Below are 18,755 nucleotides of genomic sequence, written 5' to 3' on the forward strand. Positions count from 1 at the left end.
CGTGGAATTCAAGCCATCACCTTCATCAGAATAAGCAGCACAGCCATGCCGCCGACAATGGTCCACATCGCACTCTTCGTCACCCGTGCGATGACGATGGCGACGATGCCGGCAAGCAGGCGTGGGTTGTCGACCGACACCGCGAGCGCGCCGTCGCGCACCAGCAGGTCGGGCGCGATCAGTGCGGTCAGCATCGCGGCCGGCACATAGGGCAGGGCGCTGCGGAACCACATCGGCAGCTTCATGCGCCCTTCCAGCGCGATGAACGATAGGCGGATCAGGTACGTGGCCGCGCCGGAAATCAGCAACACGCCGAAGAGGACCAGGGCTTTCATGCTGCAGCCCCCTTGTCGGCCGGTCGGGCGAGCAAGCGCTCAACCAGCGCGCCGACGGCAATGCCCACGCATGCCGCGCTCATCAGCCCGAGCTTGTGCGGCCAGCCCGTCCACGCCACGGCCAGCGCGGCGCCCGTCAGGGCGGCGGCCAACTGCGCACGCGTGCGCAGCGCCGGCACCACGATGGCGATGAACGTGAGCGGCAGGAAGAAATCAAGCGGCCACGAAGTCGGCACCTGCGCGCCTAGCACCACGCCGACGATCGTCGACGCCTGCCAACTGGACCACAGTGCCACGCCGGCGCCAAGGAAATACCAATGGCGGTAGGCTGTTTCCTCGCTGCCGGGCTGTGCTGTGACAACGCGGCGGTTCATGGCGGCGAACGCTTCGTCGGTCAGCAGATAGGCGATCAGCCATTTCCAGCGACGCGGCAGGTGCGCCAGCGTCGGTGCAATGCTGGCTGAGTAGAGCGCGTGCCGCAGATTCACCATCGATACCGTCGCTGCAATCACCAGCGCGGGCGCGCCACCGGCCCACAACTGCACGAGGATCATCTGCGAGGCGCCACCGAAAACGATAGCGCTCATCGCGACGGCAAGCCACGCGGGCATGCCGGCGGACGTGGCTAGCACGCCGTAGATCAGGCCGAACGGCACCACGCCCAGCAGCATGGGCGCGAGTGCCAGCATGCCGGCGCGAAACTCGACGGCGCGGGGGGAAGCCATCAGAACGTGTAGCCGATCTGCTGCGCGCGATCTTCGAGTTGATCGAGCAGGCGGGCCAACGGGGCCAGCGCGTTGTAGCGGCTGCACACACGGCGCAGGTAGGCGATGAAGCGCGGAGTGTCTTCCACGTAGCCGGTCTTGCCGTCTCGGTAGCGCAGGCGCGCGAAGATGCCGGCCACTTTCAGATGGCGTTGCGCGCCCATCCATTCGAGGGCGCGGTAGAACTCGCCGAAGTCGTCATCGACCGGCAGCTTGGCCGCGCGGGCAGCTTCCCAGTAGCGCACGGCCCAATCCAGCTCCTGCTCTTCGTCCCACGACAGGAAGGCATCGCGCAGCAGCGAGGCGGCGTCGTAGGTGATCGGGCCGTAGACGGCATCCTGGAAGTCCAGCACGCCCGGCTGCGACGGGTCGGCCGCGTTGATCATCAGGTTGCGCGGCATGTAGTCACGGTGGACGTACACGCGCGGCTGGGCCAGGGCGCTGTCGACCAGCAGCTTGAACACCTTGTCGAGCGATTCGCGCTGGGCGGCGTCCAACGGGCGTTGCAGATGGCGATCGACATACCAGTCGGGAAACAGCGACAACTCGCGGCGCAGCAGCGCTTCGTCGTACGGCGGCAGTTCCCCTTCGCGCGAGGCCAATTGCCAGCGCACCAGGGTATGGATGGCGGGGCGGAACAGCGTGTTGGCGTAGGCGAGGTCGAAATTGCGTTCGCGCAGCGATTGCAGATACGTTTGCGGGCCCAGGTCGGTCAGCAGGAGGAAGCCCTGCGCGAGATCCTGCTCCAGCACCTGAGGTGCATGAACGCCGGCGCCATTCAGCAAGCCCGCCACATGAACGAAGGGGCGGCAGTCTTCCTGCGGCGGCGGGGCGTCCATGACGACCAGCGTGCCGTTGGCGCTGTCCAGGCGGAAATAACGGCGGAAGCTGGCATCGGCCGAAGCGGGCTGTAGCGTGTCGATGCGCAGGCCGTGGGCGGCGGGCAATGTGCCGAGCCAGTCGCGCAGTTGACTGAGACGTGCGTCGGTTGCGCCTGCTGCGGCGCCAGGGGTCGAGGCCATGCTGAGAGAATGCTGGAATGAGGCTGGAAGGAAGCCCCGTATAATACCCGACCGAGTTTCGCCGCGAGCGAGCGCCGGCCCTGTCCAGGCCGCGTCCGGCGGCGGGATTGACCGCAGTACTGACTGATTTTGTGCCTGTGCGTGCCGTTGCGCGTGCGGCCCTGTTCCCGATCTGCATGACCGAACCGAACCGAGCCAGGAAAAACCGGCAGCGCGCTGCTGTTGCCGCGCCCGATCAGCGGCCCGCCAACCGGCGTGGCACGCTGGCATTGCGCCCGCTGGTGTTCGCGGTGGCCGGTGTCTGGACAGCGACGTCCGCGGCGCAGAGCGCGGACACCACGCAGGCGACGGCGCCTGCTGTCACCCCGGCCTCGTCGGTGACGGCGCTGGCCACGTCCGGCCCGACCACGCCTGGCGGCAGTCCGCTGGTGCCCAAGATGGCCGAGCCCGTCCAGCGACCGGACAACACTGTCCCCACCTTTACCGCGGCCGACAAGATGGACGGCCGCACCAATGAAGACATCCACCTGCGCGGCAATGGCGAATTGCGCCGCAACGGTTCGGTGCTCAAGGGCGACACCCTCGACTACAACCAGGACACCGACGTTGCCACCGCCACCGGCAACGTGCGTCTGTTCAAGGGCGGCACGCTCGTCACCGGCCCGGATGCCAAACTCAAGGTCACCGCCAACGAAGGCACCATCAGCACGCCGACCTACGAGTTCCACTCGACCGGTGGCCACGGCACCGCAGACCGCATCGACTTCATCGACAAGGACAACAGCCGCATCACGCACGGTACGTACACCACGTGCTCGCCCGACAATGTCGACTGGTACTTCAGCGCAAGCCGCATCGACATCGACAGCGATCGCCAGGTCGGTACTGGCCGCAACGGCGTGCTGCACTTCTTCGGCGTGCCGGTGTTTGCCGCGCCGATCATGGACTTCCCGCTCAATGACGACCGCCGCAGCGGTTTCTTGGCACCGGTCTTCGGCTACAACAGCCGCAGCGGGACAGACATTACGCTGCCCTATTACTTCAACATCGCGCCGAACCGCGATCTGACGTTGTACCCGCGTCTGCTGAGCCAGCGGGGTCTGCAGCTCGGCGCCGAATACCGCTATCTTGATACCTCGTACAACGGCGTCCTGCGCGGCGAATTTCTGCCCGATGATCGTGAGGCGGGTCGCAATCGCTGGTCGATTTCAGCACTGCACACGCAGCGCCTAGCGCCGGGCCTGACCGGCTACATCAACTACAACAAGGTCTCCGATAACACTTATCCGGATGACCTTGGCCGCAGCATCGTCACGGCGACGCAGCGTCAGTACACCCAGGAAGGCGGCGTTACCTATTCCATCGGGGACTGGGTGGCTCAGGCGCGCGTGCAGAAGTTCCAGACCTTGTCGACCGCCACTACGCCACTTTCGGCACCGTACGAACGTGTGCCGGAATTGAGCCTGACATACGCGCGATTCGACCTTGGCGGGTTTGACGTCAATTTCCTCACCGATTACACGCGGTTCTCGATCCCGACGGCTAACACCGTCCAGGGCGAGCGCCTGTTCATGCAGCCGACGATCAGCTATCCGATCGTCCGCCCGGGCTGGTACGTCACGCCGAAGTTCATCCTGAACGCCACTGCATACCGCCTGGATCGTCCTGCAGGCGATACGCAGGACACGCAGATCAATCGCACGCTGCCCACGTTCTCGCTCGACTCCGGCATGACCTTCGAGCGCGATGCGCCGCTGGTTACCAAGCTGTTTGGCGTGAGTTACATCCAGACGCTGGAACCGCGTCTGTTCTACGTATACACGCCGTACCGCGACCAGTCCCAGATCCCGCTGTTCGATACAGCGCAGTCCGACTACAACCTCGGCCAGATCTTTACGGAGAATCCGTACACTGGCTATGACCGCATTGCCGACAACAACAAGCTGACGGCGGGCGTGACCACGCGCTTTATTGAAGCGGAATCGGGCATTGAGCGTTTGCGTGCCACGATCGCGCAGCGCATCGATTTCGAAGGCCAGCGCGTGACGCTGGCGGGGGCGGCGCCGACGTCGGTGCGCCGCTATTCGGACCTTCTGGGCGCGACCACGATCCAGATGTTCCGCGGCATCTTTTTCGATACGAACCTTCAGTACAATCAGGACATCGACCGCATCATGCGCTCGACCGTCGCATTCAGCTGGAAGCCGGAAGCCAACAAGGTGATCAACCTCGGCTACCGCTATTACCGGCAAGATGCCAATACCGGCCAACTGCCTCTCGAACAGGCCGATATCTCAACGCAGTGGCCGATCACACGGCGTCTGTACGGTCTGGGCCGCGTCGGTTATGACCTGAACGCACGCAAGCCGTCGGATATGCTGCTTGGCCTCGAGTATGTGGCGGACTGCTGGGTCGGCCGACTGGCGGTACAGCGCTACAGCAATGCGGTTTCGGGCTATACGACGCATATCTTTGCCCAGATCGAATTCAAGGGTTTGTCGAAGGTGGGGAACAATCCGATCGACGTGATTCGTTTGAACGTGCCCGGCTACCAGCCGGTGACCGCGCAGCCGATCACGCCGTCCGTGCTGGATCAATATGAATAACGACATCATGGCTTTCCAATCAACCGCTTTCGCCACGCGTGTGGCTCCTCTGGGCCGCTTGCGTGTTGCCACCGGCGTGTTGGTCGCGCTGATGGCGGGGACCACGCTGTCGCCAGCCGTCCACGCGCAGCCGGCGCAATCGGCAAAGAAGAGTGCACCCGTGCGCGGCATCTTCGCCAACCCGGGTTCGTCGCCGAGCCAGCCGCTGTTGCAGGGCACGCTGCCCGAGCCGACGGCTCCGGGTGCACCGCGCAGCCAGCTGGTCGACGAGGTGGTGGCCGTGGTCAACACCGACGTCATCACCCGCCGCGAACTGCTCAACCGCGCCGATCTGGTTGAGCGTACGTTCCGCGCCCAGAACCGTCCGCTGCCGCCGCGCGCAGATATGCTCGGCGAAGTGCTTGAGCAACTGATCCTGGAGCGCGTGCAGGCGCAGACCGCCAAGGAAAGCGGCATCCGCGTGTCTGACGCCGATGTGGATCGTGCCGTGGAAAGCGTGGCCCAGCGCAACAACCTGTCCGTGCCGCAGCTCAAGAGCAAGCTGAAAGATGCCGGCATGACGTACGACAAGTACCGCGACGACCTGCGTCAGGAAATCCTCCTGGCTCGCCTGCGCGAGCGCGAGGTCGACTCCAAGGTGCAGGTCTACGACGGCGAGATTGACAACTATCTGGCACAGCAGGGCGGAGGAACGGCCCCGGCTGGCGAGCAGCAATACAACGTCGCGCAGATTCTCGTGCCGGTCGCTGAAGGCGCCACGGATGCCGAGAAGGCCGCAGCGCGCAGCAAGGCGGAAGCTCTGCTCAAACAAGCACAGGGCGGTGCGGATTTCGCCAAGCTGGCCCGTGACAATTCTGGCGCGCCGGATGCCTCGCAAGGCGGCGAACTTGGGCTGCGTCCGATCGGTCGCTTGCCGGCTGTGTTTGCCAATGCCGTGGTCGACATGAAGGCCGGCCAGGTGGCGAGCCAAGTGGTCGAAAGCCCGGCTGGTTATCACGTGATCAAGCTGTTGGAGAAGCGCGCACCGAGCACGGCGATTGCCGCCAAGGTGCAGCAGACGCAAGTGCGCCACATCCTGATCAAGACCGGTCCGACGATGTCGGCAGATGACGCGCGCCGCCAGTTGGTGGGCCTGCGTGATCGGATCGTCCACGGCTATGACTTTGGCGATGCGGCACGCCGGTATTCGCAGGACGGTTCGGCCGGTGCGGGTGGCGAGCTGGGCTGGGTGTCCCCGGGTCAGCTGGTGCCGGAATTCGAGCAGGCGATGAACCAGCTCAAGCCGGGCGATGTGTCGCAGCCGGTGCAGAGCCAGTTCGGCGTGCATCTGATCCAGGTGGAAGGTCGCCGCGAGGCCGAGGTGTCGGGAGACCGCCAGCGCGACTACGCACGCTCTGTGATTCGCGAGCAGAAGGTGCAGGCCGCCTATGAAGATTGGCTGCGTGAGCTGCGCGATTCGGCACACGTGGAATACCGCGTGAACCGTCAGCAGTAAGCTACGGAGATCCGCATCGCTCACGGCCGCCTGCGGGCGGCCGTGGCGTTTCTAGACCGACCGGAAACCATCGCAGGAAAGCGCTGCATGCTGAACATTGCCATCACCACCGGAGAACCTGCCGGTATCGGCCCCGATATCACCGTGGCAGCGTTGCTGCACTTGGCGCGACAGGCGGCGCCGCGTTACGCCGATGTGCAGTGGCATGTGATGGGCGATGCGGCATTGCTGCAGGCGCGCGCTGATGCGATCGGGCAGGGCGATTTCTGGCGCGTTGCCTCCACGGCACTGACTATTGTGGAGCGCCCGTTGGGTGCGCCGGTGCGCGCTGGCGTGCTCGATGCCGCCAACGGCCGCTATGTGCTGGACCTGCTCGATGCAGCCATCGACGGCTGCCAGATTGGCACGGCGGACGGCGTCCGTTACGACGCGATGGTCACGGCGCCGGTGCAGAAGAGCACGATCAACGACGCAGGCGTGCCGTTTACTGGCCATACCGAATACCTGGCAGAGCGCAGCCGCACGCCGCGCGTGGTGATGATGCTCGCTGGCCCGCAGCCGGCGCACGACAACGCCATGCTGCGCGTCGCGCTGGCGACGACGCATTTGCCGCTGCGCGAGGTGCCGGACGCCATCACGCCCGCAGTGCTCGACGAAACGCTCGACATCGTGCAGCGCGATTTGCGCACACGCTTCGGCCTGACCGCACCGCGTATCCTCGTGACGGGGTTGAATCCGCATGCGGGTGAATCAGGTCACCTCGGCCGCGAAGAGCTCGAGGTGATCGAGCCCGCCATCGCGCGTGCGCGTGCGCGCGGAATGGATGCGCGCGGTCCGTATCCGGCCGATACGCTGTTCCAGCCGCGCCTTCTGGCAGACGCCGATTGCGTGCTGGCGATGTACCACGACCAAGGTCTGGCGCCGCTCAAGTACGGCACCTTCGGGCATGGCGTGAACATCACGCTGGGCCTGCCGTTCGTGCGCACATCGGTGGACCACGGTACGGCGCTGGACCTAGCGGGCACGGGGCGCGCCGAGTTCGGCAGCATGATCGAGGCGATCGATACCGCCATCGCCATGGCGCGGCACACGGTACGTTCCTGAGTTTCTTCACCTTTTCGATTTCGAGTTCGCAATGGCACGATCCACGACCGGCGTTCACCAGGGGCACCAGGCCCGCAAGCGCTTCGGCCAGAACTTCCTGGTCGATGACGGCGTGATCCACGCCATCGTTGCAGCCATTGATCCGAAACCCGACGATGTGCTCGTCGAGATCGGCCCGGGCCTGGGCGCGCTCACCGTGCCGCTCATGGAGCGCGTGCGCACGCTGCAGGTAGTCGAGCTTGACCGTGACCTCGTCGCGCGCTTGCAGAAGCGCTTCGGCGATCGGCTGATCGTGCATGCAGGTGATGCACTCGCGTTTGATTTCGGCTCGCTGGTGGAGGCGGACCGGCCGCTGCGCATCGTCGGCAACCTGCCGTACAACATCTCGAGCCCGCTGCTGTTCCATCTGGCTACGTTCGTCGATCGTGTGCGCGATCAGCATTTCATGCTGCAGAAAGAAGTGGTTGACCGCATGGTGGCCGCGCCGGGTAGCAAGGCGTTTAGCCGGCTGTCGGTGATGCTGCAGGTGCGGTACTACATGGAGCTGGTGCTGGATGTGCCGCCGGGTTCGTTCAACCCGCCGCCCAAGGTGGATTCGGCGGTGGTGCGGATGATTCCCTGGCCAGCCGATAAATCGCCGTATGCGCCGGTCGATATGCGCGCGCTAGGCACGGTGGTGACGATGGCGTTTTCGCAGCGGCGCAAGGTGCTGCGCAACACGCTGGGCGCGCTGCGCGACGTGATCGATTTCGAAGCGCTTGGCTTTGACCTGGGCCGCCGCGCAGAAGAAGTGCCGGTAGCAGATTTCGTGGCGGTGGCGAATGCGCTGCCGGCCAACCGCATCGCCGGCAGCGTTTCCGAGCTTAGCGAAGATTGACCAGCAGGATGCCCGACAGCACGAGCGCCGCCGCCAGCGCAAACCGCAGGCCCACCGGCTCGTGCAACAGCAGCACGCCAAACGCCACGCCAAACAGCGGCGTCAGAAACGAGAACACTGACAACCGCGACGCCAGGTAGCGGCGCAGCAGCCAGAACCACGTCAGGTAACTGGCGAATGCGATCAGCACGGATTGGTAAGCGAGACTCGCCAGCGCCGTGGGCGTGAGGTTCGCAGTAAAGGCCTGGCCGGTGCCGGCGGCCATCAACAGCAGCAGCACGGCCGAGACGGCCAATTGGTACAGCAGCGTCTTCGCCGCCGGTGCTTCGGAGAGCTTGCTTGCCCGCACGACGATGGTCGTCGCGCCCCACAGCGCGCCTGCCACGACGCCCAGCGCGTCGCCCAACGACGTCGACGGTCCGGCCGCCGGGTGCAGGACACCGTCGGCAAACGCCAGCACGATCCCCGCAAATGCAATGCCGATGCCCGTCCACTGGCGCGGGCGCAGGTGCTCGCCCGGCACAAAGAAATGCAGGCCGAGCGCGGTGAAGATGGGCGCGGTGTAGAGGAACACCGCCATGCGCGACGCGGTCGTGTAGCCCAGGCCGATGAAGATGCACAGGAACTCGACGCCGAAGAGCACGCCGGCCATCAGGCCGCCGGCCAGCGTGCCGTCGCGCAACGAGAGGCACGTGCCGCGCCAGAGCGCAAATGCGAACACAAGGACCGACGCAATTGCCGAACGCACGCCAGCCTGCATGACGGGGCCCACGTCGTGCGCGGCCACCTTGATGGCGACCTGCTGAAAGCCCCAGCACATGCACAGCACCACCATCAGGCCGATGGCGGTGCCGTCCAGCGGCCGGCGGATGGCGTCAGTGGCGGTTGCCATCGGGCATCGAGCGCGCCTGGATCAGCTCGATCTTGTAGCTGTCCGGATCTTCCACAAACGCAATGATGGTGCTGCCGCCCTTGACCGGGCCGGCCTCGCGCGTGACCTTGCCGCCCGCGTTGCGGATCTGGTCGCAGGCCTGCGCGGCGTTGTCGACCTCGATGGCAAGGTGGCCGAACGCTGAGCCGAGGTCGTATTCGCTCACGCCGTAGTTGTAGGTCAGCTCGATGACGGTGTTGCCGGCCTCCGGGCCGTAGCCGACGAACGCGAGGGAATATTTGTATTCCGGGTTGTCACTGGTGCGCAGCAGCTGCATGCCGAGCACCTTGGTGTAGAAGTCGATCGATCGCTGCAGGTCGCCGACGCGCAGCATGGTGTGGAGCATTCGCATGGGATTTCCTTCCTGGGGGACTGCGGAAGGCCATATTGTAGGAGGGTGTGGCGGAGCGTGCAGGCGGGGTTTTTTTCCTGCAGCCGCATCCCTCGTACGCCGTTGCGGCGTGGGCGAGGCGAATCAGAACGCCGGCAAGTATTCCGGCGGATGCGAGCGCAGTTGCTCGCGAGCCTCACGAAACTCAGGAAAGATCGACTCCACCGTGTCCCAGAAGCGTGGGCTGTGGTTCATTTCCTTGAGATGCGCGAGCTCATGCGCAACCACGTAGTCGATCAGGCTCAGCGGGAAATGCACGAGGCGCCAGTTCAGACGGATCTTGCCGTCGGCGGTGCAGCTTCCCCACCGCGTGGCAGCTGAAGACAACGCATACGCGCTGTGCCGCACACCCAGGCGCTCGGCATACACCTCAAGTCGTTCGCCGAAGAGGCGTCGCGCCTGCGTCTGCAGCCAGCTTTGTACGCGGTCCTTGATCTGCTGCTCGGTGGTGCTGGGCGGCAGGCCCAGATGCAGCATGCTGGTGTCGGCATCGAACATCAACGCGCCGATGGGCGATTCCAGCTTAAGCGTGATCGTTTTGCCGAGGAACGGCAGCGCGGCGCCGTCCTGCCAGTCCATGGGCGGCAGCATGCGGCGTGCGGCGTTGGCCCGCCATTCGGCTAGCTTGGCGAAGATCCACTTCTGCTTTTCGGCGATGGCGTGTTCGATCTCGGCGAGTGTGACCCAGCGCGGTGCCGTAATCGACAAGCCGCGATCATCGATGACAAAGCCGATGGTGCGTCGCGACGAACGCTTGAGGTTATAGATGAGCGCGCGCTCGCCCAGCGTCAGACGGCGCTGGTTGGGGCCGAGCGGTGCGGTGGAAAAGTCGAGTGCGGGCGGGGCGAGGAGGGACGCGTCAGGCGGCTGCGAAGGCGACGGGGCTGCGGGCGCGAGCAGCGGCAGCTCAAGCTGGACGCTGTCGGCGGGGGTGGGCGAAGTCGGTGGGCGCAGCAGTTTCATGCGTGCTCGCGGTAGCTATCGGCGTCGATTCTACGCATTTCTGCTTCGATCCACGCTTCGACTTCGCGGTTAAGCTCGTCGCTGGTCTTGCCGGCGCTCGGAATGGCCGGCCCGACCGACAGCGTGATCAAGCCCGGATGCTTCAGGAACGAATTGCGCGGCCACACCCGGCCGGAGTTGTGCGCGATGGGAATGACCCATGCGCCGGTATCCACGGCAAAGCGCGCACCGCCGCTCTTGTAGCGCGGTTTCGGGTCGCCCGAGCGCGTGCGCGTGCCTTCCGGAAACATGATCACCCATGCGCCATCTGCAAGGCGCTCTTTACCCTGGCGCGCGACCGAGGCGAACGCATTGGCGCCGTCCTTGCGGTTGATGTGCACCATCTTGAGCATGCCGAGCGCCCATCCGAAGAACGGCACATATAGCAGCTCGCGCTTGAACACGTAGCACAGCGGGCGCGGCATGGTTGCAACATAGGCCATGGTTTCCCACGCTGACTGATGCTTGGAAAGCAGTACCACCTGCTTGTTGGTGGCGACGGCTTCCTCGATGTTCTCCCAGCCCTGGTATTGCCAGCGGATGCCGAGCAGCCAGCGCGCCATCCAGATTGCAGACTTCGTCCAGCCGGACACCATCCAGAAACGGCGGTGCGGGTTCATGAACGGAAAGACGATGAAGCAGGTCACCGCATAAATCGGTGTCCAGACGATCAAGAAAACCAGGTACAGCAGCGAACGGATAAAAGTCATGGGGGCGAATTCAAGGGGCGCGCGTGGGCGTGCCCTGGGGCGCAGGGGATAGCAGCGCACGCGCAAACGCACGCAGGTCCTCGTGAATCTGGGTGCCTGGGGGCAGGTCGCCGGCATCGCGGGTCTTGGCGCCCTTGCCGGTCAGTACGAGATGCGGTACGGCGCCGACTTCGACGCCGGCTTGCAGGTCGCGTAGCGAGTCACCCACGACCGGCACGCCCGTCAGGTCCATGTCGAAGCGGCGTGCAATCTCGCGGAGCATGCCGGACTTGGGCTTGCGGCACTCGCACGCATCGGCGGCGGTATGCGGGCAGAAGAAGACGGCATCGACGCGCCCGCCGTAGGTGGCCAGCGCCTTGTACATCTTCTCGTGCATGGCGTTGAGCGCGGCGGCCTCGAACAGGCCGCGTCCGATGCCCGACTGGTTGGTTGCCACCACCACCTGGTAGCCGGCCTGGTTCAGCTCGGCAATGGCTTCCAGGCTGCCGTCGAGGGCGATCCACTCGTCTGGCGACTTGATGAACTGGTCGCTGTCGCGGTTGATGACGCCATCGCGGTCGAGAATCACCAGTTTGGGAACATGGGGCATGGTGGGCTCCGAACGGTGCTTGGAGTGCCGATCAGGCGGCCAGCTTGGAGATGTCCGCGACGCGGTTCATCAAGCCGTGCAGTTCACCCAACAGCGCGAGGCGGTTGTCGCGCAGCGCGGTGTCGTCGGCCATCACCATCACGCCGTCGAAGAACGTGTCGACCGCTTCGCGCAGGCCGGCCAGCGTCTTGAGCGCGGTGGTGAAATCGCCGCGTGCGAAGGCATCGTGCACCTGCGGCTCCGACGAGGCCACGGCCTGGTGCAGCGCGCGCTCGGCGTCTTCCTTGAGCAGTTGCGGCTGCACGGCGCCAATGGCCACGTCGGTCTTCTTCAGGATGTTGGTGATGCGCTTGTTGGCGGCGGCCAGCGCTTCTGCCTGCGGCAGAGCAGCAAAGGCGCGCACGGCTTCGAGGCGCGCGACGATGTCGTCCAGGCGCTGCGGGCGCTGGCTGACCACGGCTTCCACCTCGTTGGTGCTGTAGCCCTTGTCCTTCAGGTAGCCGCGCAGGCGGTCGTACAGGAAGTCGGAGATGGCGGCCAGATCCGGTTTGACGGCCGCGATGCCATCGAAGCTGGCGGCAGCAATCCGCAGCGCATCGTCGATCGTGAGCGCGAGCGGCTTCTCAATCAGCATGCGCAGGATACCCAGCGCGTGGCGGCGCAGCGCGAACGGATCTTTCTCACCCGTGGGTTGCAGGCCGATGCCCCAGATGCCGACCAGCGTTTCCAGCTTGTCGGCCAGTGCCACCACGGTCCCGGTGGCGGTGCTGGGCAGCGCGTCGCCGGCAAAGCGCGGCTGATAGTGCTCGGAGCAGGCCAGCGCCACGTCGTCGGGTTCGCCATCGTGGCGGGCGTAGTACGTGCCCATCGTGCCCTGCAACTCGGGGAACTCGCCCACCATGTCGGTCAGCAGATCGGCCTTGGCCAGCAACGCGCCGCGCGAGGCGTGTGCCACATCCGCGCCGAGCTTCTCGGCCAGTTGGCCCGCGATGGCCTGCAGGCGCGACACGCGCTCAAGCTGCGTGCCGATCTTGTTGTGATAGACCACGCGCGAGAGCAGCGGCACGCGATCGGCCAGCGGCTTCTTCTTGTCCTGCTCGAAGAAGAAGCGCGCGTCGGCCAGGCGCGGGCGGACCACGCGTTCGTTGCCTTGAATGATGGCCTCGGGCGTGCCCGTGGCGATGTTCGAGACGATCAGAAAGCGGTTGCGCAGGTGGCCTTGTGCATCGGTCAGCGCAAAGTACTTCTGGTTGGTCTGCATGGTCAGGATCAGGCACTCCTGCGGCACGGCGAGGAAGGCTTCCTCGAAATGGCAGGGGTAGACCACGGGCCATTCGACCAGCGCGTTCACTTCATCCAGCAGCGCTTCGGGCATGACCACCGTATCGGCGCCGGCGGTCTTGAGCAGTTCGGCGCGGATGGCTTCCTTGCGCTTGCCATAGCTGGCGATGACCTTGCCCTGCGACTCCAGCGCGCTCGCATACGACGTGGCGTCTTTGATGACGATCTCGCCGGCCGACAGGAAACGGTGGCCCAGGGTCACGTTGCCCGCTTGCAGGCCAAATGCGCTGACGGGGATGATTTCGCTGTCGAGCAGTGCGATCAGCTTGTGGGCCGGGCGCACGAACTGAACGTTCTCGCCGTTCGGGCGCTGATATGTCATCACCTTCGGGATCGGCAGGTTGGCGATGGTTTGCGACAGTGCAGTCTGCAGGCCGTCAGCCAGCACGGCGCCGCGCGCGGTGTAGCGATAAAACAGCGCTTCGGCCTTGCCGTCAGGCGCGCGTTCGAGCAATTCAGGCGCGATGGCGTCCACGCCCACGGTCTTGGCCAGCGCGGCCAGCTTCTTGACCAGCGGCGCGGCGGGCTTGCCCTCGGCATCGAAGGCGATGGTCACGGGCAGCACCTTCTCGCGCAGCTCGCGATCGGGCGCGGTGCGACGCACGCCGGTGATCGATGCAGCCAGGCGGCGCGGCGTGGCAAAACCTTCCACGGCGGCGCCCTCTTCGAGCAGGCCTTGCGCCGACAGACCGTCAAACAGGCCGCGCGCAAACGCCTCGCCCAGGCGAGCCAGCGCCTTGGGCGGCAGTTCTTCGGTCAGCAGTTCGATCAGGAGGGTGGACATAGCGTTTGAATCGGTGACGTCGTTGTTCTGCGCCGCTGGGTGTTCAGATCAGGTGCGGCGGTACGTTGTGTGGTTCGGTTCAGTAATCAGCAGGGCGAGCCGGGCACGGGCTCCACGCCCGAGAGCAGCCACACGCCGTTCTGCTGCTGGAACTGCAATTGCGTGCCGGCGCACTGGCCCGGCGGCGGTGGCGGTGCAATCGGCGCGGGCGTGGTGCCGGGCGCGGCCGCATCGCGGCGCAGGAAGCGGGCCGACAGCAAGCCGCGTCGCGCGTCGTAACGCACTTCCTGCAGCGTGCCGGACACGTTGAATTCCAGACGGCTCGGCAATTGCCCTGCCGAGCGGAACACGCGCGCACGGCGCTGTGCCTTTGCGCCGGTGCCTTGCCACTCCACCCACGTGAGCGGGAAGCGCAGGGCCGTCGCATACGTGCGCAACGGCACGCGATGCCAGCCGAGGTCACGCGCGCCGGACAGGTCGCAGGCCATCGTGCGCACCAGGCTCGTCCATTGATCGAGCGACGGCGGAGGCGGCGCCCAGGCCCCGCTCAGCGCTTGCTGGAGCGGCTTGGAATCGGCCACGCAAAGCTGCGTCAACGTGTTGGGCACGACAAAAACCTTCTCCGCCGATGCCGCCTTGGAGCTGCGATGTCGGGCCGCTTGCGCAACGCTCGCCGGTAGCGCCAGCGCGGCGATGGACGCTGCCGTCAGCAGCGCCAGGCCACGCCGTGCTCGGTTGGCCGTCATGCGGCCTCCGTGGTCTTGGCGGCGGCAGCGGCCGTGCCGCACATTGGGAAGCCCAGGCGCTCGCGCGAATCGTAGTAAGCCTGCGCGACCAGACGCGACAGATTGCGGATGCGACCGATGTAGGCTGCGCGCTCCGTCACCGAAATGGCGCCGCGTGCGTCCAGCAGGTTGAAGGTGTGGCCGGCCTTGAGCACTTGCTCGTAGGCGGGCAGGGCCAGTTGCACGACAGGTGCGTCGCCCTCGGCAGCGGCATCACCTTCTGCGCGCACGCCCATCAGGCGCTTGGCTTCGGCTTCGTGCTCGGCAAAGCGGCGGAACAGCACAGTCGTGTCGGCCTGCTCGAAGTTGTACGTCGATTGCTCGACTTCGTTCTGGTGATAGACGTCGCCGTAGGTCAGGCGGCGCTTCACGGGGCCATTCGGGCCCGGCTCTTCCCACTCCGTCCAGACCAGGTCGTAGATGTTCTCGACCTGCTGCAGGTACATCGCCAGACGTTCGATGCCGTAGGTGATCTCACCGGTCACGGGCTTGCAGTCGAGGCCGCCGACTTGCTGGAAGTACGTGAATTGCGTGACTTCCATGCCGTTGAGCCACACCTCCCAGCCGAGGCCCCAGGCGCCGAGCGTGGGGTTTTCCCAGTCATCTTCGACAAAGCGCACGTCGTTCTGCTTCAGGTCCAGGCCCAGCGCTTCCAGCGAACCGAGGTACAGGTCGAGGATGTTTTCCGGCGCCGGCTTGAGCACTACTTGGTACTGGTAGTAATGCTGCAGGCGGTTTGGGTTCTCGCCGTAGCGGCCGTCCTTGGGGCGGCGGGACGGTTGCACGTAGGCGGCACGCCAAGGCTCCGGGCCGATCGCGCGCAGGAAGGTGTGCACGTGCGACGTACCGGCGCCGACTTCGAGGTCGATCGGCTGCAGCAGGGCGCAGCCCTGGGCGTCCCAGTACGACTGCAGCTTGAGGATGAGTTGCTGGAAGGTGAGCATGGTGGAACCCGTTGGTCCGCGGCGGCACGGAACGTGCGTTGCACCGCGCGACGGTGGAATGCAGCGGCGGGCACGAGAAGCGCCTGGCTCCGTGCCCGCCGTAAAACGTTGAATTTTAGCGTTTTTTGTCAGCGACTCCGGAAAGTGGCTTGAAAGCCCTCCGGACGCTGAACGATCAATCTGCCGATGCCCGGCGGCGGCGCACGAATGCCACCAGCAGAACCAGCGCGCCCAGGGCCAGCGCAGGCGCGTTGCCGGCCCGCACGAATGGCGTCAAGCCTTGCATGCCCTGCACGTCAGTCTGCAGCGCGCCAAGCGTGAAGACGGGCAGGCGGGCCTGTACGCTGCCGTCCGGCCGCACCACGGCGGTCGCTCCCGTGTTGGTGGCGCGCAGCATCGGGCGGCCCGTTTCCAGCGCGCGCATGCGCGAGATCTGCAGGTGCTGGTCCAGCGCGATGGTGTCGCCAAACCAAGCAAGGTTCGTCACGTTGGCGAGCATCGTGGCAGGCTGATCAGCATGTCGCAGCGAGGCGGCAATTTCCTCGCCAAACAAATCCTCGTAGCAGATGTTGGGTGCGACGCGTTGGTCGGCTACCGCCATGGGCGGCTGCACGGGCAGGCCGCGCCGGAAGTCGCCCAGCGGCATGTTCATCATGTTGACGAACCAGTGGAAACCGAAGGGGATGAACTCGCCGAACGGCACGAGGTGGTGCTTGTTGTAGCGGTAGACGCCCTGGAATTGTGGGCCGACGCCGAACACGCTGTTGGTGTAATCGACGCGTGAGTCCTCGCTGGCGGCGCCAAAGAGCACGCTGGAGCCGGTGGTATCCACATAGGTGCGGATGGCCAGCGCGATCTCCTGCGGCATCTCCTGAATCATGATCGGGAAGGCCGTCTCGGGCGTGACCACGAGTTGTGCGGGCTTCTCGGTGACCATCTTGGCGTACAGCTCCAGCGAGCGTTCGATGCCGGTCTGCTGGAACTTCACGTCTTGCGGCACATTGCCCTGCAAGAGGCGTACGGAAATGGGCTTGCCCACCGGTTGCGTCCACGCAATGCCGTGCAGCGGCCAGCCGGCCACCAACACGAGCGCGCCCCCGATGCCGGCCAGCCAATGCAGGCGGCGCTCGGCCGCGACGCACAGCAGACCGGCCAGAACGGCGGCGATCAGCACGATGCCGTAGACGCCCACCAGCGGCGCATAGCCGGCCAGTGGGCCATCGGTGTGTGCGTAGCCGCCGTTGATCCAGGGGAAGCCCGTCCAGACCGTGCCGCGCAGCCACTCCGTGACGGCCCATGCCGCGCCAAATACCAGCGCGGATGCGGTACCCGGCCACCGTCCGCGTCGCGTGAGCCACTGCCATGACCACACCGCCAGCGCTGGATGCAGCGCCAGGTAGCCGGCGAATAGGAGCACGGCCAGGGCGGCCATCCATGCCGGCATGTCGCCGTAGACGTGCATGCTGATGAAGAGCCACCACACGCCCGACAGGAACCAGCCGAGCCCGAACGCATAGCCAACCATTGCCGCATCACGCAAGCGCGGTGCGCGCTGCACCAGCGCGGCAAGCCCCGTCAGCGAGAGTATCTGCAGCCACCACCAGTGGTTCGGCGCGAACGACAGCGTATGCATGACGCCAAGCAGCGCTGCCAGCGGCATCGCAAAACGCAGCCGCGCGAGCGGCACAGCTTGGGCGTCCTGCCGACGGGACGGTGCGGCAGGGGAAGAGAACTGAGCGGGCACGGAAGGATCAGGCGGGGTGGGAACCAGAAGTGTCGGTCGTGGCATTGCCGCCGGCCGGCGCGGTGAGGCGGCGCACGAGCAGCACCTGCACCTGGCGCGCATCGGCGCGCAGCACGTCGAACTGCAGCGTGCCCATGACGATCTTCTCGCCCCGGTGCGGCACGCGGCCCAGGTGGTTGGACAGCAGCCCGCCCACGGTATCGACGTCTTCGTCGGAAAAATGCGTGCCGAAGGCTTCGTTGAACTGGCTGATTTCGGTCAGCCCGCGCACGCGCATGTGGCCATCGGCGGTCGGCAGGATGTTGTCTTCTTCCTGATCGAAGTCGTATTCGTCTTCGATGTCGCCAACGATTTGCTCGAGCACATCTTCGATGGTGATGAGGCCGGCCACGCCGCCATATTCGTCAACGACGATGGCGATGTGGTTGCGGTTGACGCGGAAGTCGCGCAACAGCACGTTCAGTCGCTTGGATTCGGGGATGAACACGGCCGGGCGCAGCATGTCGCGCACGTCGAAGCGTTCGTCCGTATAGAAGCGCAGCAGGTCCTTGGCGAGCAGGATGCCGATGATGTTGTCGCGGCTGCCCTCGTAGACGGGGAAGCGCGAATGCGCGGCTTCTTGCACGAACGGGATGAATTCTGACGGCGCGTCGGCGATGTTGAGCGCGTCCATCTGCGCGCGCGGGATCATGATGTCGCGCGCACACAGGTCTGAGACCTGGAAGACGCCCTCGATCATCGACAGGGAGTCGGCGTCGATCAGGTTGCGCGCATGGGCGTCTTGGAGGATTTCGAGCAGCTCGGCCCGCGATTCGGGCTCGGGCGAAATGAGGTCGGTCAGGCGTTCCAGCAGCGTACGGGGTTTGTCGGCTGGCTTCGGACTGGGATACGGATCATTCATGGCGCGGTCGCGCGTCGTTAAACATCGGCCCAGCATACACCAAAAGCCCTGCCGTCCCGATGACGCGGGGTGGCCGCCCGGCCTCCGGAAGTGCGTTTTATTTCACATCTGGAGGCCGGGTTCGGGCGCGTTAAGGACGGACCTTCTGCCGAAGGGGGAGCGGTCAGTCGCGTCCGCCGTCGCCGCCGCGTTGCTGGCCGTTGCCGTGCGTGTTGCTGCCATCGTTGCCCTGATGATTGTCGTTCTGGCCCGGGCCGCCTTCGCCCTGACCATGATGCTGGCCGTGCCCGCCTGAGTCGTCGCGTTCGCCGCCACGATCGTGGTCACCGCTGTGGTTGCCATTGCCGCCACGTTCGTGGTCACCGCTGTGGTTGCCATTGCCGCCACGTTCGTGGTCACCGCTGTGGTTGCCATTGCCGCCACGATCGTG

At 65.5% G+C, this 18,755-nt stretch carries 17 protein-coding genes and 1 pseudogene; 4 read left to right on the plus strand and 14 right to left on the minus strand.

Annotated elements, in window-relative coordinates:
• Positions 1 to 8: 8 nt before the first annotated feature.
• The 3 genes from ACCD03_RS15205 to ACCD03_RS15215 are packed head-to-tail and all read right to left on the minus strand — an operon-like array spanning position 9 to position 2,121.
• Complete coding sequence (locus ACCD03_RS15205) at positions 9 to 335, minus strand: AzlD domain-containing protein (RefSeq protein ID WP_325654748.1); 327 nt, start codon at positions 333 to 335, stop codon at positions 9 to 11.
• The gene (locus ACCD03_RS15210; RefSeq protein WP_253536340.1) at positions 332 to 1,060 is read right to left on the minus strand and encodes an AzlC family ABC transporter permease; all 729 of its coding nucleotides are present in this window, start codon (positions 1,058 to 1,060) and stop codon (positions 332 to 334) included. The genes ACCD03_RS15205 and ACCD03_RS15210 overlap by 4 nt, the downstream gene beginning before the upstream one ends.
• The gene (locus tag ACCD03_RS15215; protein WP_325654542.1) at positions 1,060 to 2,121 is read right to left on the minus strand and encodes an aminoglycoside phosphotransferase family protein; all 1,062 of its coding nucleotides are present in this window, start codon (positions 2,119 to 2,121) and stop codon (positions 1,060 to 1,062) included. Before ACCD03_RS15215 ends, ACCD03_RS15210 begins: the two co-directional genes overlap by 1 nt.
• A gap of 176 nt (positions 2,122 to 2,297) precedes the next feature.
• Between ACCD03_RS15215 and ACCD03_RS15220 the strand changes: the two genes are divergently transcribed.
• The 4 genes from ACCD03_RS15220 (at position 2,298) to rsmA (ending at position 8,203) form a co-directional block, all read left to right on the plus strand.
• Positions 2,298 to 4,727, plus strand: a complete 2,430-nt coding sequence (locus ACCD03_RS15220; RefSeq protein WP_413412178.1) for an LPS-assembly protein LptD — start codon at positions 2,298 to 2,300, stop codon at positions 4,725 to 4,727.
• Between the two features lie 7 nt (positions 4,728 to 4,734).
• The gene (locus ACCD03_RS15225; protein ID WP_325653785.1) at positions 4,735 to 6,222 is read left to right on the plus strand and encodes a peptidylprolyl isomerase; all 1,488 of its coding nucleotides are present in this window, start codon (positions 4,735 to 4,737) and stop codon (positions 6,220 to 6,222) included.
• An 87-nt stretch (positions 6,223 to 6,309) separates the two neighbouring features.
• Entirely contained in the window at positions 6,310 to 7,326 is a 1,017-nt protein-coding gene (pdxA, locus tag ACCD03_RS15230) for a 4-hydroxythreonine-4-phosphate dehydrogenase PdxA (protein WP_325653787.1), read from the plus strand.
• Positions 7,327 to 7,357: 31 nt separating this feature from the next.
• On the plus strand, positions 7,358 to 8,203 hold the full coding sequence (gene rsmA, locus ACCD03_RS15235) for a 16S rRNA (adenine(1518)-N(6)/adenine(1519)-N(6))-dimethyltransferase RsmA (RefSeq protein ID WP_413412179.1): 846 nt from the start codon (positions 7,358 to 7,360) through the stop codon (positions 8,201 to 8,203).
• Here rsmA and ACCD03_RS15240 read toward each other — a convergent pair.
• From ACCD03_RS15240 to ACCD03_RS15290, 11 genes and pseudogenes are all read right to left on the minus strand, one after another.
• Positions 8,190 to 9,095, minus strand: coding sequence for a DMT family transporter (locus tag ACCD03_RS15240; RefSeq protein ID WP_045203734.1), 906 nt, complete (start codon positions 9,093 to 9,095; stop codon positions 8,190 to 8,192). The genes rsmA and ACCD03_RS15240 overlap by 14 nt on opposite strands.
• Complete coding sequence (gene gloA, locus ACCD03_RS15245) at positions 9,079 to 9,486, minus strand: lactoylglutathione lyase (RefSeq protein WP_413412180.1); 408 nt, start codon at positions 9,484 to 9,486, stop codon at positions 9,079 to 9,081. Before gloA ends, ACCD03_RS15240 begins: the two co-directional genes overlap by 17 nt.
• 123 nt (positions 9,487 to 9,609) lie before the next feature.
• Entirely contained in the window at positions 9,610 to 10,488 is an 879-nt protein-coding gene (locus tag ACCD03_RS15250; RefSeq protein WP_253536348.1) for a M48 family metallopeptidase, read from the minus strand.
• Entirely contained in the window at positions 10,485 to 11,237 is a 753-nt protein-coding gene (locus ACCD03_RS15255; protein ID WP_316676881.1) for a lysophospholipid acyltransferase family protein, read from the minus strand. Before ACCD03_RS15255 ends, ACCD03_RS15250 begins: the two co-directional genes overlap by 4 nt.
• Before the next feature lie 10 nt (positions 11,238 to 11,247).
• Positions 11,248 to 11,826: a D-glycero-beta-D-manno-heptose 1,7-bisphosphate 7-phosphatase gene (gene gmhB / locus ACCD03_RS15260; RefSeq protein ID WP_024976609.1), complete on the minus strand. Its 579-nt coding sequence runs from the start codon at positions 11,824 to 11,826 to the stop codon at positions 11,248 to 11,250.
• 31 nt (positions 11,827 to 11,857) lie between these two features.
• On the minus strand, positions 11,858 to 13,951 hold the full coding sequence (gene glyS, locus ACCD03_RS15265; RefSeq protein WP_316676878.1) for a glycine--tRNA ligase subunit beta: 2,094 nt from the start codon (positions 13,949 to 13,951) through the stop codon (positions 11,858 to 11,860).
• Between the two features lie 86 nt (positions 13,952 to 14,037).
• Positions 14,038 to 14,697 (minus strand): hypothetical protein, encoded by a 660-nt coding sequence (locus ACCD03_RS15270; protein ID WP_413412181.1) that lies wholly within the window; start codon positions 14,695 to 14,697, stop codon positions 14,038 to 14,040.
• Positions 14,694 to 15,680 carry a glycine--tRNA ligase subunit alpha gene (gene glyQ / locus ACCD03_RS15275; protein ID WP_024976606.1) on the minus strand — a complete coding sequence of 329 codons (987 nt, stop codon included), beginning with the start codon at positions 15,678 to 15,680 and terminating at the stop codon, positions 14,694 to 14,696. The genes ACCD03_RS15270 and glyQ overlap by 4 nt, the downstream gene beginning before the upstream one ends.
• 175 nt (positions 15,681 to 15,855) lie before the next feature.
• Positions 15,856 to 17,367 (minus strand): apolipoprotein N-acyltransferase, encoded by a 1,512-nt coding sequence (gene lnt / locus ACCD03_RS15280; RefSeq protein WP_413412183.1) that lies wholly within the window; start codon positions 17,365 to 17,367, stop codon positions 15,856 to 15,858.
• Positions 17,368 to 17,431: 64 nt separating this feature from the next.
• A complete protein-coding gene (locus tag ACCD03_RS15285; protein WP_045203727.1) occupies positions 17,432 to 18,325 on the minus strand; it encodes an HlyC/CorC family transporter in 894 nt (297 codons plus the stop codon).
• 163 nt (positions 18,326 to 18,488) lie between these two features.
• Positions 18,489 to 18,755: pseudogene (locus tag ACCD03_RS15290) on the minus strand (hypothetical protein); the annotation flags it as partial.

Source organism: Ralstonia sp. Ralssp135 (assembly GCF_047304345.1).
GTDB classification, from domain to species: Bacteria; Pseudomonadota; Gammaproteobacteria; order Burkholderiales; family Burkholderiaceae; genus Ralstonia; species Ralstonia chuxiongensis.

Excerpts from the sequence above, each read along its gene's own strand:
- rsmA (WP_413412179.1), top strand. The coding sequence starts at position 7,358 with ATGGCACGATCCACGACCGGCGTTCACCAGGGGCACCAGGCCCGCAAG.
- ACCD03_RS15210 (WP_253536340.1), bottom strand. The coding sequence starts at position 1,060 with ATGGCTTCCCCCCGCGCCGTCGAGTTTCGCGCCGGCATGCTGGCACTC.
- glyS (WP_316676878.1), bottom strand. The coding sequence starts at position 13,951 with ATGTCCACCCTCCTGATCGAACTGCTGACCGAAGAACTGCCGCCCAAG.
- gmhB (WP_024976609.1), bottom strand. The coding sequence starts at position 11,826 with ATGCCCCATGTTCCCAAACTGGTGATTCTCGACCGCGATGGCGTCATC.
- gloA (WP_413412180.1), bottom strand. The coding sequence starts at position 9,486 with ATGCGAATGCTCCACACCATGCTGCGCGTCGGCGACCTGCAGCGATCG.
- ACCD03_RS15205 (WP_325654748.1), bottom strand. The coding sequence starts at position 335 with ATGAAAGCCCTGGTCCTCTTCGGCGTGTTGCTGATTTCCGGCGCGGCC.
- ACCD03_RS15240 (WP_045203734.1), bottom strand. The coding sequence starts at position 9,095 with ATGGCAACCGCCACTGACGCCATCCGCCGGCCGCTGGACGGCACCGCC.
- ACCD03_RS15220 (WP_413412178.1), top strand. The coding sequence starts at position 2,298 with ATGACCGAACCGAACCGAGCCAGGAAAAACCGGCAGCGCGCTGCTGTT.
- glyQ (WP_024976606.1), bottom strand. The coding sequence starts at position 15,680 with ATGCTCACCTTCCAGCAACTCATCCTCAAGCTGCAGTCGTACTGGGAC.
- ACCD03_RS15285 (WP_045203727.1), bottom strand. The coding sequence starts at position 18,325 with ATGAATGATCCGTATCCCAGTCCGAAGCCAGCCGACAAACCCCGTACG.
- ACCD03_RS15250 (WP_253536348.1), bottom strand. The coding sequence starts at position 10,488 with ATGAAACTGCTGCGCCCACCGACTTCGCCCACCCCCGCCGACAGCGTC.
- ACCD03_RS15225 (WP_325653785.1), top strand. The coding sequence starts at position 4,735 with ATGGCTTTCCAATCAACCGCTTTCGCCACGCGTGTGGCTCCTCTGGGC.
- ACCD03_RS15270 (WP_413412181.1), bottom strand. The coding sequence starts at position 14,697 with ATGACGGCCAACCGAGCACGGCGTGGCCTGGCGCTGCTGACGGCAGCG.
- ACCD03_RS15215 (WP_325654542.1), bottom strand. The coding sequence starts at position 2,121 with ATGGCCTCGACCCCTGGCGCCGCAGCAGGCGCAACCGACGCACGTCTC.
- pdxA (WP_325653787.1), top strand. The coding sequence starts at position 6,310 with ATGCTGAACATTGCCATCACCACCGGAGAACCTGCCGGTATCGGCCCC.
- ACCD03_RS15255 (WP_316676881.1), bottom strand. The coding sequence starts at position 11,237 with ATGACTTTTATCCGTTCGCTGCTGTACCTGGTTTTCTTGATCGTCTGG.